This is a genomic window from Streptomyces sp. NBC_00442 (assembly GCF_036014195.1).
Taxonomy (GTDB): domain Bacteria; phylum Actinomycetota; class Actinomycetes; order Streptomycetales; family Streptomycetaceae; genus Streptomyces.
On sequence record NZ_CP107918.1, the window covers coordinates 7,694,857 to 7,706,976 of the forward strand.

The window sequence follows — 12,120 nt, forward strand, 5'->3', positions numbered from 1 at the left end:
GCCACCGGCCCGGCCAGTCCGGTCGACCAGCACCGTCAGAGCACGAGCAGCACCGGCAGCCCGACCCCGGTCAAGGCCAGGGCCAGGGCCAGGGCCGCCGGCCGTGAAGTGCCGTGCGGCCCGTGGCGGGACGGACGACGAAGTCACCGCGCCAGGCGCCGGGACGCGACCGACCGCCCACTCCCGAAGTCACCCGGGAGCGGGAAGGGTGCCAGGGACCCGCCCCCTCAAGCACGAAGGCCCCCCATGGCTGCCCCGAAACGCCCCGCCTTTCGCCGGAGCAGCGCGAGCGCCTGGAGCAGCTCGCCGACGCCGCCCGGTTGCGCGCGGCGCTCTACCCGTCGCCGATGCCGCCCCGCCCGGCAGCAGTACCCCTGTGGCTGGCCGAACCGGTGGCGCGCCGGGGGAGGCCGCCGCCGGGGATGAGTGGACACGGTGCACTCCACCACGCGCGTGCAGGGAGGGGAGTGGACCACGGTGGTGCGGATCGGGCGGTGGAGGACAGATGCCGGGCGCCGCCCGACTCGCACAACGGTCACCCGTGGTCCTCGGCATCCCGACCACCCGCCCCAGCGCACGTGACGAAAAACCACCGGCGAACGCCAGCGATGATCCAATCCGAGGTCACGCCTGGGAGAGGACCTCCGCGCGAAGACGCTCATATTCAGCGCTGGCAGTCGGCTCGCCGTCGAAGTAGTCCTCCCAGAAGCCTGGTCGCTGCCACTCCTCGGGCGCGAGCGTCACCTGGCCGTCCTCCAGCCCTGCGACCCAACAGTCCGGCATTCGACTGCTGACCACGGTGAACATGGCGGCATCCCACAGCCCAGGGGTGTCTCGCTCCAACAGGACGTCGGGCCGCTCGGGGATCCGAAGGAGGACCCGGCGGGCAGTCGTGATGACTTCCAGGACCGGATACTCGGCGCCAACCCGGATCCCTGGATGATCACTCACCACTTCTCCGCTCGTCGGGCTGATGATCTGGAAACACTGAACGATCATGCGGGCACCCTACTCAAGCTCCAGCAGTGCCCAGGCATCGGCTTGACTTACTGATCGTTTCAGAATGAGGTTCGGAGTCGTCTCAGGCAGATGATGCTGCAGGCGAGTTGAAGCAAGCCGAGGTGCAGGTCGGCGCGTATCTCGTAGCGGATGCGCGGGCGCTTGAACTGGTGGAGCCAGGCGAAGGTCCGCTCGACCACCCAGCGGGTCTTGCCCAGGCCCGAGCCGTGGGCGACGCCGCGTCGGGCGATGAGAGGCTTGATCCCACGCTTCCACGCCAGGCGGCGGTACTTGTCGAAGTCGTAGCCCCGGTCGGAGAATAGCCTGCGTGGCCGTGGCCGTGTACGCGGGCGTCCGCGCAGGCCCCTAATCGGCGGGATCGCATCGAGGAGCGGCAGGAGCTGGGTGACGTCGTGTCGGTGGCCGCCGGTCAACGTGACGGCGAGCGGGGTTCCGTGCCGGTCGACGATCAGGTGGTGCTTGCTGCCCGGCCGGCCTCGGTCGACCGGCGAAGGTCCGGTGTGATCCCCCCTTTGAGCGCCCGGACGTGCGAGCCGTCGATCGCGCAGTCGTCCATCTCCAGCACACCCGCCGATCGCAGCTCTGCCGGCAGCACCTCGTGCACGCGAGGCCACACACCTGCCTCGGTCCAGTCCCGCAACCGCCGCCAGGCCGTCACTTCGGAGCAGCCCACACTCTCTGCTGGCACGTCGCGCCAAACAACGCCGGTTCGCAGCACGTACAGCACTCCTGCGAGCGCTGTCCTGTCGGGAACGCGCAGACGTCCGGGGTAGCGACGACGATGCTCGGGAAACGGGCGGCAGCAGCGGCGCGACGCGCTCCCACAAGGCATCCGGAACAAGATCAGCACACGCCCGCACAGCCTGCCGATCGAGATCGCCAGACGCAAGATCTCGGACTCGCTGAAGCCATCGATAAGATCGGCCGGTGGTTTCGTTCTGGCAGGACCGACGTACCGCCGATGCCGCATTCGCCGCAGCGTGCACTTCAATCGGACACGGCCCCGACGAGTGCAATGAGGAAGCTGCTGGGACGGCCTTCTGGTGGACCAGCAGCCTTCCTGCGTGGCCTCACGGGGTGATCGTGTTCTGGCGGCACGGTCGGGACTGGCGGCTCATCCCCCTCGATCGTGATGAGAACCCAGTCAAGGGCGGCACAGAGCAACTCCCCTGGCCGGCCGAGCTGCCACCGGACGAGGCCGCTCAGCGGGTCGCAAAACTGCTCTGAGTGCAGAGAAGGTAGTGGCCCTCCCCACGGCCGGTGAAGTCGAATGCGGTCTCCTGGCCGGCCAGGGCCTGCAGCCCCTGGCCCGGTCGAACGTCAAGGCTGCGCTCGCCCACCAGGTCGTCGTCGTTGACGAACACGCTCAGCAGCCAGCTGATCAGCCCGGCGACCGCCGCGGTCACGCGGTCACCGCCGCGAGCGTCGCCTCGTCGCTCTTGCCCCCCGCGATGGTCCTCATCGCCGTGTTCGCGCATGCGTCCGCCACTCCCGCGATCGCCTTGCGCAACTCCTCGAAGATGTCCCCGCTGTGTTCCTCCCAGCGCTCGATGTTCGCCATCAGTGTCCGGGTGATTTCCCCGCAGAACAGGTGGGTGTCCTCCCGCGAAGTCACGCCTCGCTCCGTGCCCCGGGTTCTCGAGGGCTGGCGAGGTGTAGGACTGGCGGGCACCCGTGTCACCTCCACCAGCCCCGCCTCCAGCGACGGCAGCTCCGGGCCCCGCTCGCGCCGCGCGGCCGCGCGCGGTGTCGCCCCCACGGTCACCGGCAGCCTCACCCCCTCAGTTCCTCATCCTGGCCCGCTACGACGGCACCGGCCGCCTGACGGGTCGGACTCATGGGACCGAGGAGTTCAGCATGAGCATGGCGGTGGTTGGGTTGATGGCCGGCATGGCACTCGGCTTCGCCGCGCACCATCGGCCGCACCGTCCCAAGCTCCGGAGTTTTCCGCTCGCTGGAGCCGAAGTGGTGGGCAGCCTGCTGCAGCACCATGTTCATCTGGAACCGCGTCCTTGATAGAGACGCGGCCACGTGAAGATCATTCCCTGAGCAGTGACGGAGTCGTTGTGCCTCTCATCATCGAGTACAGCACCAATGCCCGGCCGGGCTACAGGCTCGTGGAGGTGTATGACTCGGCTGCCTACCTCGGCGACGATGAGTCGTTGCAGCGGTCAAAGACTCAGGTGGTCGCCGGGAACGGCCATCACCTTTACCTGCAGGCCGGCCAACCCGACATCGAAGTACAGGTCACCATCAGGATCTGGGATACCCCCCAGAGGCCCCCAGGAGACGTTGAGGGCACGATTCCTGTCTCTCTGGAATCAGAAACAGGCCAACTCGTCGTCAACCAAATCACCTTCGGGCCGGCAGGCGTGATGGACCTACCCCGCCCCGGCGTCTACAACGGACACGCGGCATGGAGCGGACGAGAAGCCACGGCTGCCTACTACAACACGTGCATCCAGCGCGGTGCCCAGGAGCAATGGGACGCGGAACAGATCGGAGCAGCGTGGAGGCAGTGCCCTACGACTGAGCAGTACACCCTCGACCTCTGGTGCGTACGCGAATCCGAACCAGAGGACGACTGGGACGAATAGCCCGTGCGCCATGGCCATCCCGGTGCTGAGCGCTTGCACGAGTTCCTGACGGACTGCGTCGAACCTTGACTCCGGAGCTGTCGACTGGTCCGGAATCGGGCTGACCAGGCCGGTCAGGGTTCGATGGCACGAGCCATGCAGTGGTCCAACTTCAGTGGCAATAGGTCCAGGTTCGGTGTCACGGGACACCGGCGCCGCCAACTGCAACACCCGGCCCCGCCTCTAAAACCTCCTCTGCAACACCGCCTCCCACACCGCCGCACTCTCCGGCATGCGCAAGCACGGCCTGTCGGAGCACGGCGGTGCCACCGGGACCGGCGACTGCTTGCGGAACCTGACGCCCAAGGGCCCTGACGCCGCTTCCTACGAACTGCGCCGCCCGGTAACGGAGATGGGCTCCACCGCGCGCGGCGCGGGCTCCAGCGGGGCCTCCCACCCGATGGCCGTGAACGAGACCGTGATCGCACTGCTGCGCCCGAAGCCGGACCTGGCCAAGCTCGCCGACGACCCGCCGCACGCAGAAGGCCACCGGCTGGTTTTCACGCCTGCGCTGCTGAGCCGGGCAAGCCGCCGGCGGGGTGCCGTCCTAGCCCGGTGACGGGGCCTGGGCGGCCTGGGCGGCCTGGGCGAAGTGCATGATGATTCCCTCCGGGCCTGCTGGTTCCTGGCAGAGGAGGAGTCGCTTCCTCAGAGGCTCAAGGAAGGGTGCGGGGCGGGGCTGAAGTCGGCGTGGTCGTGGTGGAGGGTGAGGGTTCCGGGGACGGTGCCGTCCCAGTCCAGGCCGCCGGGTTCGTAGCGGTCGCTGACGGTGGCCCACCAGAGGTTGGAGGTCATGATGTGGCCGACCTCCTCAAGGTAGGACCGCAGTTGTGGTTCCGCCTCGGCATGCTGGCTGAGGATCTGGTCACGCAGGAGCACGAAGGCGGCTTCGTTTTCGTCGATGAGGGAGCACAGCCGGTTCATGGCAGCCTCGGTGCCCAGACCGTCGTGGGTTTTCAGGTGGTGCACGAGGTTCATGTCGTCGCCCATGGCTGCTTCGCGGCGGTAGGAGACGAGATCGTTGATCAGGGTGTACCCGTCGACGGCCGTGTCGTGCAGTGCGGCGACCGCGGGCTCCTCGAAGATGTCGCCGGAGATGCCGAGCCTGGGGTGGGCGGCTTCGGCGAAGCCGAACAGCCAGCGCACTCCCAGGCTGCTGCGCCGCTGCCCCAGATAGTCCTGGTAGCCGGTGTAGGGCGATCCGCGCCACTGTTCCAGCTCCCTGGTGAACCCGTATGCGAAATCCTCCACGTAGGCGACCAGGCGCTCCCAGGCCGGGCGGGGCATCGTACGGCGGAGGTGCCGGAACTCGGCGGTGAGCGGGGTGGCGCCGTCCTGCCAGCCGAGGAGGTCGGCCATGGTGCGGGAGAAGACCCCGCGGGTGGCGAACGAGCTGCCGCCCAGGGCTCCTTGGTCGACCAGGCTGTTCTCGATGCCGATGAGGTAGCTCATGAGCTTGCAGCAGGTCAGGGTCAAGTCGTAGGAGACATGAGGGAGGCTGAAGGCGACCAGGAGAGCCCCGTCGGTGTTGTGGGCGATCTTGTCGTGATCGCCGTCGTAGGCGAAGCCCAGGTGTTCGTGAGCCCAGGCGGCGGCTTCGGCCAGCAACTGCTCGCTGTCGGGGTGCAGGGCGCGGGGCAACGCGTGGGCGAGCGCAGGAAGGCTCACGGTCTGGGGGAAAGGTTCGGTGACCGTGTTCGGGCGGACACGGGGCCGGGTGTACAGATGAGCGGGATGTTCTGGCCCACGCGGTGCGCTGCGGGCTTGTCCGGGGGACCGGTGCCCCGCCGGTGCGGGCTGCTGCGCCCTTCGGTCCCCGGGGTCACCGATCCCAACGGAAGGCGTCGCGGTGCCGGCCGGGTGGGTGAGGTGTCCCAGGGCGCGCAGGACGCAGATGTCGGTGAGCAGGGGGACGTGGTAGGTGAAGGGCCGGGGGCCGACCATGTCGGGCGGGGAGTCGAATCCGCCGTCCTCCCGCTGGCGTTCCAGCAAGTAGGCGACAGCGTTCTGGGCCGCTCGCGCGTCGCGGTAGCAGTCGAGGGCGAGGACCGCGTAGGAGGTGCTGATGGGGTCGCTGGGCCAGCCGGGCTCACGTCCCCAGCCGCCGTCGGTGTTCTGGGTCGCCCTCACGACCTGTTCGATACGAGCGGCCATCCTCAGGCCGGCCGGGGCCACTCCGGCAGCCGCCCGTGCCCGGTAGAGGACGTGCAGGCGGCTGTTGCTCCACCCCGGCTCGAAGTACCCGTCCTCGTCCTGGCCGGCGGCCAGAAAACGGCGGGCGTCGTCAAGAAGCCGCGCATTCCGGGTGCCCTGGTGGATGAAGGCGTTGATGACGGCGGCCGTCATGCATGCCTCGGACGGTCCGCCCGCCACGTAGGTGGGAAAACCGCCGTCCGTTCCGCGCAGCCGCCGCAGGTGCTCCAGCCCCGCCTCCACAGCACCGGTGGAGCGGCCGGGGTCCAGCAGCTGCAGGAACTCCAGGGCAACGGACGTGTCGTCAGTGTCGGCCAGTTCGGTGCAAGAAGTGATGGACCAGCCGCCGCACGGTTTTTGAACACCTTCCAGGTGGGCGGCAACCCGGCGCAGTACCGGCAGCGGGGCGCCGGCGGCGGCCAGCGCCAGGCCACCGGTGGCCGTGGCCCAGGTGTCGATGTCGCTGACGAACGGGAAACCGCCGTCCGGCCGTTGCAGCGGCAGCAGCCCGCGCAGCCCCTCACGGACCAGCCCGTCATGCCCCGGAACCCGCACCAGCGCGTGCAGCATCAGAAGATGCGCCAGCACGTGCTGCTCCCACACCCCGCCTCGGGCCTCGCGCGCGGCGGCCGTCAGCACAGCGATGTCATCCCCCCTGATCTCCCCGGTCCGTCCCTGCGCGGCGGTCACGATCACCTCGGCAGCCACCGTCTGGACCCGGGCCCAGGAATGCAGCCCGGCCCGCCGTGCCGCCCCCGGGATGCTGCCGCCGCGTTGGACCTGGCTGCCGAGCACCACGGCGAGCGCGTCCAGGACGAGCCGACGACGCGGGGCCACGTACGAAGGCACCTGGGCCAGGACGAGTTCGCGGAAGTCCTCACCCTGCGGAGCCGGACCCATGCCACTGGACACCCGGGCCAGGGACCGGTCCAGCGGATCGGACACCGCACACTGGCGGCCCAGGTACCCGGTCACCCGCTGCCGGCTGCCGGAGAAGTCGGTGAGGCGCCGCATCAGGGCCAGCACCAGAGCCGACTCCAGCACCCTGCTGCGACACGGCTCGTGCAGCCCCCCGTCCGCCCCCACCCGACGACGGAGCCGGCAGACCGCGGCACCGAGCGCCGCCGGTACTTCCCACGTGGCGACACTCCCGGAGCTGGGGAGAAGCACGGGGCTGAGGGAGGAAACGCGAGTCATCTGCCCAGGTTGCGCTCCCGCGCGGAATCACGGGTGATGTGGTGTACGAGGCCACCCGATCAAGTGAACGGGCGGCTGGCCGTCTGACCGGCTTGATCATCCTTCTCGGTACGGCTCGGGGAACGTTTCCTGCCGCACGTGCATCACGAAGCGCCGGCGGACCACCGGCCAGCAGTGGGCGCCGGGCGCTCGCCGGCGTCGTCCCGCGCGAGGCGGAAGGCCGGCTGTCCGCGCCGCTGGAGGGCACCGGTGCACCGCGTCCAGAACCGTGCCCGCCTCGTGCGCGCCCTCTGTGAGCGGCTGGACCGGCTGGAGGCCGCACCCGCCCCCGGGAGGGTTGCACCGAGGGGGGCTGAGCTGGTGTCACTTCACCCGTTCTGGCTGCAACAGCCGGTGCAACACCACCGCGCAACACGAGCACAACGGGCCTGCGTTTCACATCTGGCCCGCGGGAACGCCCGAAAGGAGCAGGGTGGCTTTGACGGTGTCGTGTGACTCCATCCGGAAGGTGAGTTCCGACTCCGCTTGGCGTTCGCCGTAACACCGTATCCAGGTGGCAACTGTGCCGTTCGCACCCCACGCGCCGTCCCGAATCAGGAAGATCATGAGGGCGCCCCCGGCGCACCACCCCAATCAAAAGGAGCGATCTCTGTGAGCGACACCAACCCGTCCCTGCCCGCCCCCACCGTCGACGAAGCCCCCGGCGGCGTCCTCGACCCCACCGACGCAGCGGGCGGGGTGAATCTTGTCATCCCCGCTTACGCCGCCTTCGACGCCGGCGACCAGGTCCAGCTCTACTGGGACGGCAACAGCGCCACTGACCCGTACACCGTTCCCCACGGCGAGGGCGACGAACCGATCACCATCCTTGTGCCCGAGTCGGCCATCGAGGGCACAAGTTCAGGCTCCATCCCCGTGTACTACACCGTCACCGACCGCGCCGGAAATGTCAGCCAGCCCTCCCAAAGCGTCCAGGTCACCGTTGACCGCACCGACCGGCGCTGACCCCACACCACTACCCGACCGCCCAGCAGCAGGACGACAGGCAGCGGAGACGGTGGCTCGGACAACACACGCCCGGCCACCGTCTCCGCGACCAGGAACACGCCCAGACTGGCGGGCTGCCCTGCGGATCAAGGGGCCGGCGCACGGTCGACATCTCAAGGCGGAGTCGGAACTCACCTTCCGGATGGAGTCACACGGCACCGTCTGAACCACCAGTATGAGGTCATCTCATTTGGGTGACTCGGTAGGGTGTTGGCCATGGTGGGGATCGTTGAGCGGCTGGTGCCGGACGAGTTGTGGGAGTTGTTCCAGCGAGTCGTGCCGGAGGCGCCGTCGCGGCCGCAGAGTGGTGGTCGGCGTCGGCACGGCGACCGGGAAGTGCTGGCTGCGATCGTGGTCGTGGCTACTTCGGGTTGTACCTGGCAGCAGGTTCCGTCGGCGGCGTTCGGCCCGTCCGGAGCGACTGCCCACCGGCGGTTCTCGGAGTGGTCGAAGGTCAGGGTGTGGGCCAAGCTCCACCGCCTGGTCCTTGACGAACTCGGTGCCCGCGGTGAGCTGGACTGGTCGCGGTGCGCGATCGGCTCGGTGAACATGCGGGCCTTGAAGCAGGGGACCTGACAGGTCCGAATCCTGTCGACCGGGGCAAGTACGGGTCGAAGATCCGACTGATCACGGAACGGTCGGGTCTGCCCATATCCGTCGGCATCTCCGGGGCCAACCTGCACGACAGCCAAGCCATGATCCCGTGCGTGAAGGGCATCCCGCCGATCCGCTCGCGCCGCGGTAAGCCCGGCAAGCTCCACGCCGACAAGGGCTACGACTAAGCCCACTTGCGGAAATGGTTACGCGGACGCGGCATCACCCACCGCATCGCCCGCAAGGGAGTCGAGTCCTCACAACGGCTGGGCCGCCACCGCTGGACCGTGGAGTGCACCATGGCCTGGCTCGCCGGCTGTCGATGACTGCGCCGACGCTACGAGCGCAAAGCCGATCACTTCCTCGCCCTCACCAGCATCGCCTGCACCTTGATCTGCCACCGCAGGCTCGCCAAATGAGATGGTTTCTTAGGAAGATGTCAGCCCTTCGGGATCACGGGTATTTCGAGCGTGGAGGGGTGGCCGGGTGCCCAGAAGAGAGTGGCCTTACCCGAGGTGGTCGGTTGGTAACGGGTGGGGAAATGACCGAAGAAGGGGTTACGGGGCCGCTGGTACCGGCCGGCCACCGTGAGTCGCAGTTTGTCACCGGCGCGAAAGAGGGTCGCCGAAGAGCTCAGCGGGATGAGCACTTCGACTTGTTCGTCGTCCCGCACCGGCTGGAGCGTGCGGAAGGTGTGCTCGGGCTGGTGTGGGGTGCTGAGCACCGGGTCGAGTTCGCGGAGCGCGAGGCGGAGACGGCCCTGCGCTAGCAGGTCGCGCCCGTAGCCGTAAGAACCCTCGAACGGGACCGGCGCGTCGTGTGACCACTTCTCGATTCCAGCGAACAGCCGCGGGTCTTTGGCGCCGTTGGTGGCCACTCGCAGGCGCAGCGTCATCGGGCCGCTCAGCTCCGTGTCCTCGTCGAAGCGGTAGTCGAAGACGGCCGCGTTGCGCCGCAGGTCGAACGTGACGCTGCCCGCGCCGCCCTCGACGTCGCTCAGGACGCCACCCTCGCTGAGCCGCAGTTGGCGCCAGTTGGTGCGTGCGAGCGGCCATTCCTGCTCATCTCGTACCTCGACGACGTGATCAAGCCGGTCCCTGACCTCCAGGCGCAGGCGAGGAAGCGGGGGAACGTCCCGTACCCGCAGATGCCGGTCGAAGAACGCGAGCTGGGCCCGACGAGCCTCTTCACCGTAAAACGAGGCCCACTTGGGTCCGCGATGTGTGTACGCGTGCCGCTCCGTGGAGCCGACGTGCTGGAAGGCGCGCATCGACCCCACGCTGTGCAGATTGCTGTCGGAGAAGCTGGCGCAGACCAGCATCGGGACGGTGATCTTCGACAGCTGAGGAGTAAGGGATTCCCACCATGCATCTCGAAGGGGATGCTTGCGCCGCTCGGCCGCAATGTCAGTCTTCAGACGGGCCACTCGGCCGGTGAGGAAGAGCCAGACCCGGGCGAAGCCGTTCTCGACGACACCGCCGGGAGTGAAGAGGTCGCGGTAGGCGTCGGTGAATCCCTCCCACGGTGAGATCGCCTTCAAGGCGGGCGGGTTGAGCGCGGCGACCTTGTACTGGGACAGAGCGAGGTACGACACGCCAAGCATGCCGACACGACCCGTGGACCACGGCTGCGCTGCGGCCCAGGCGATCACCTGAGCGATATCGTCGGCCTCCTCATCGGAGAGCAGGTCGCCGCGCCCCTCCGAGTGTCCGCCACCGCGAGTGTCCAGGTTGATGACCGCATAGCCTTGCTGGGCCCACCACACCGGGTCGGGAGCCTCCCAGCTCGTCTGGTCCGAGATCCGCAGCGGCTCCGACTGGTTCATGACCCGGAACTGCTTGTTCAGCGACCACTTCCGGCCCTTCCGCTTCGGTACCAGGTCCTTGCCGTAGGGGTGCGCCGACAGGAGGACCGGGAACGGGCCATCGCCGGCAGTGCGGAACAGATTCAGGCGCAGCGTGACCCCGTCACGCATCCGCACCGGAACGTCCTCCTCCTTACTGATGTCCGACGGCATCGGGTAGACGGTGATCGGGGGGTGCAACGCCGTCGCGATCCTGCGGCGTGCGTAGGTCACAGCACCGGGGCGCTTCCAGGGTCGATCAGCTGTGCTCTTCGGCATGGCACCGTTCTACCACGGTTTTTAGTGGCGCTCTAGTGCACTAGATTGACACTAAAAAGCATGCGATACTCCCGCCATGAACGTTGATGATGCTGGCGAACCGAAGCGACGGAGCCGCCAGAAGCAGGTCGGGGACGCCCTACGGCGTGAGACCCGCGCCAGGCTGCTGGAGGCCGCCGCCGACGAATTCGCGACACACGGGTACGCAGAGACGACGGTCACCCGACTTGCCGCCGCGGCCGGAGTGTCCGTTCCGACCCTCTACTTGACATGGGGAAGTAAACGCGAGCTTCTTCGCGGGTACATGGAGGAGTCGCTCTCCGGGTCAGCTTCCTCTCCGGAGGACGCAGCCTCACAATTTGCGGGACGGCCACCGCTGGAGCGACTCACAGGTCTGGCCGACCTCTTTGTGGAAGTCGCCGAACGTGCCGCGACCGGATGGCGCCTATACCGAGAGGCCTCAGCCGTCGACGCTGAGATCGCCGCCGACTGGGACGAACTCCAGCTCCTTCGGCACCGGCTTTTCGCCCGGATTCTTGACGGGATCCCTGAAGCTGCACTGGCCGACGGCCTCACTCGCGAAGCCGCGATCGACACGGCATGGGTGGTCGCGAGTCCTGACACCTACGACCTTCTGGTCCGCCGTCTCGGATACAAGGTCGTCGACTTTCGTAACTGGATGAAACAAACCCTGACCTCAGCCATCCTTGTCCCCGCCGCCGGTGCAGACGCAACCAGGGCCGGAGAAGGAGTCGAGGGCAGCCGTCGAGTTGCGCCTGCGCCGTGCGAAGCGGTAACAGCATGATATTCGCTGGATTGTGAGGTTTATCCGTGACAGGTGCGATGCCGATGCCTGTGGCCGAGCGCTGGCGGGACGGTACAAGGCTCTACGCCTCCGATGAGCCCGAGGATGCGGCCATCGGACGATGGCTCAGCCGACTGTCCTGCGACCGTGTCGTACATGCTCCGGGACTGTTCGCGCACCACGCGCTGGAAGACGGCGGGGCACTGGACTTCCCCGCCGGGATCGCCGATCACCTGTCGCTTTTCGTGGTCAGCGGCAACTGTTCGGCCACCGGCTGATGGGCGTTGTGTGATGTGCATTGGGTGTGCGTCATAGGCTTTCACTGCTGCTGGGTTTAGGTGATGCCGGTGCCGGGGTGTCGTTTTGCCGGTGAAGGCTGGTGTCGTTCGGTGGGTGGGGGGGCTTGTCGCTCCTGTGGGTGGGTGTGGCGAAACGCCGGGTGGGACCGTGTCGGATCTGGCTACGCTCGGTGGATGCCGTCGTTTGCGGGTGAGTGCTTGAGTTGG

11 protein-coding genes and 2 pseudogenes are annotated in these 12,120 nt (G+C 67.9%); 7 read left to right on the forward strand and 6 right to left on the reverse strand.

Annotation, left to right across the window (positions count from 1 at the left end):
* Positions 1–624 precede the first annotated feature (624 nt).
* The 4 genes and pseudogenes from OG432_RS34725 to OG432_RS34740 form a co-directional block, all read right to left on the reverse strand.
* Positions 625–999: a hypothetical protein gene (locus tag OG432_RS34725; protein WP_328314925.1), complete on the reverse strand. Its 375-nt coding sequence runs from the start codon at positions 997–999 to the stop codon at positions 625–627.
* Positions 1,000–1,058: 59 nt separating this feature from the next.
* A pseudogene (locus tag OG432_RS34730) lies at positions 1,059–1,880 on the reverse strand (IS5 family transposase).
* A gap of 342 nt (positions 1,881–2,222) precedes the next feature.
* Positions 2,223–2,426 carry a hypothetical protein gene (locus OG432_RS34735; protein ID WP_328314926.1) on the reverse strand — a complete coding sequence of 68 codons (204 nt, stop codon included), beginning with the start codon at positions 2,424–2,426 and terminating at the stop codon, positions 2,223–2,225.
* Positions 2,423–2,635, reverse strand: a complete 213-nt coding sequence (locus OG432_RS34740; protein ID WP_328314927.1) for a hypothetical protein — start codon at positions 2,633–2,635, stop codon at positions 2,423–2,425. Before OG432_RS34740 ends, OG432_RS34735 begins: the two co-directional genes overlap by 4 nt.
* 242 nt (positions 2,636–2,877) lie before the next feature.
* On the opposite strand from OG432_RS34740, the gene OG432_RS34745 reads away from it, so the two are divergent.
* The 3 genes from OG432_RS34745 to OG432_RS34755 all read left to right on the forward strand — a co-directional run bounded on the left by OG432_RS34745 (position 2,878) and on the right by OG432_RS34755 (position 4,215).
* Positions 2,878–3,036 carry a hypothetical protein gene (locus OG432_RS34745; RefSeq protein WP_328314928.1) on the forward strand — a complete coding sequence of 53 codons (159 nt, stop codon included), beginning with the start codon at positions 2,878–2,880 and terminating at the stop codon, positions 3,034–3,036.
* 50 nt (positions 3,037–3,086) lie between these two features.
* On the forward strand, positions 3,087–3,617 hold the full coding sequence (locus tag OG432_RS34750; protein ID WP_328314929.1) for a hypothetical protein: 531 nt from the start codon (positions 3,087–3,089) through the stop codon (positions 3,615–3,617).
* Between the two features lie 271 nt (positions 3,618–3,888).
* On the forward strand, positions 3,889–4,215 hold the full coding sequence (locus tag OG432_RS34755; protein WP_328314930.1) for a hypothetical protein: 327 nt from the start codon (positions 3,889–3,891) through the stop codon (positions 4,213–4,215).
* A gap of 89 nt (positions 4,216–4,304) precedes the next feature.
* On the opposite strand, the gene OG432_RS34760 is transcribed toward OG432_RS34755, so the two are convergent.
* The gene (locus OG432_RS34760) at positions 4,305–6,893 is read right to left on the reverse strand and encodes a terpene synthase family protein (RefSeq protein WP_328314931.1); all 2,589 of its coding nucleotides are present in this window, start codon (positions 6,891–6,893) and stop codon (positions 4,305–4,307) included.
* An 804-nt stretch (positions 6,894–7,697) separates the two neighbouring features.
* On the opposite strand from OG432_RS34760, the gene OG432_RS34765 reads away from it, so the two are divergent.
* A complete protein-coding gene (locus OG432_RS34765) occupies positions 7,698–8,051 on the forward strand; it encodes a hypothetical protein (protein WP_328314932.1) in 354 nt (117 codons plus the stop codon).
* 258 nt (positions 8,052–8,309) lie between these two features.
* A pseudogene (locus OG432_RS34770) lies at positions 8,310–9,106 on the forward strand (IS5 family transposase).
* Positions 9,107–9,126: 20 nt separating this feature from the next.
* On the opposite strand, the gene OG432_RS34775 reads toward OG432_RS34770, so the two are convergent.
* A complete protein-coding gene (locus OG432_RS34775) occupies positions 9,127–10,764 on the reverse strand; it encodes a CocE/NonD family hydrolase (RefSeq protein WP_328314933.1) in 1,638 nt (545 codons plus the stop codon).
* A gap of 121 nt (positions 10,765–10,885) precedes the next feature.
* On the opposite strand from OG432_RS34775, the gene OG432_RS34780 reads away from it, so the two are divergent.
* Together OG432_RS34780 and OG432_RS34785 are read left to right on the forward strand one after the other, a co-directional pair.
* Positions 10,886–11,614, forward strand: coding sequence for a TetR/AcrR family transcriptional regulator (locus OG432_RS34780; RefSeq protein ID WP_328314934.1), 729 nt, complete (start codon positions 10,886–10,888; stop codon positions 11,612–11,614).
* A 44-nt stretch (positions 11,615–11,658) separates the two neighbouring features.
* Entirely contained in the window at positions 11,659–11,892 is a 234-nt protein-coding gene (locus tag OG432_RS34785; protein ID WP_328314935.1) for a hypothetical protein, read from the forward strand.
* Positions 11,893–12,120: the final 228 nt, after the last annotated feature.

Bases quoted from the DNA above. Each gene is read 5' to 3' on its own strand.
- OG432_RS34755 (WP_328314930.1), top strand. From the start codon at position 3,889: ATGCGCAAGCACGGCCTGTCGGAGCACGGCGGTGCCACCGGGACCGGC.
- OG432_RS34725 (WP_328314925.1), bottom strand. From the start codon at position 999: ATGATCGTTCAGTGTTTCCAGATCATCAGCCCGACGAGCGGAGAAGTG.
- OG432_RS34780 (WP_328314934.1), top strand. From the start codon at position 10,886: ATGAACGTTGATGATGCTGGCGAACCGAAGCGACGGAGCCGCCAGAAG.
- OG432_RS34745 (WP_328314928.1), top strand. From the start codon at position 2,878: ATGAGCATGGCGGTGGTTGGGTTGATGGCCGGCATGGCACTCGGCTTC.
- OG432_RS34785 (WP_328314935.1), top strand. From the start codon at position 11,659: ATGCCTGTGGCCGAGCGCTGGCGGGACGGTACAAGGCTCTACGCCTCC.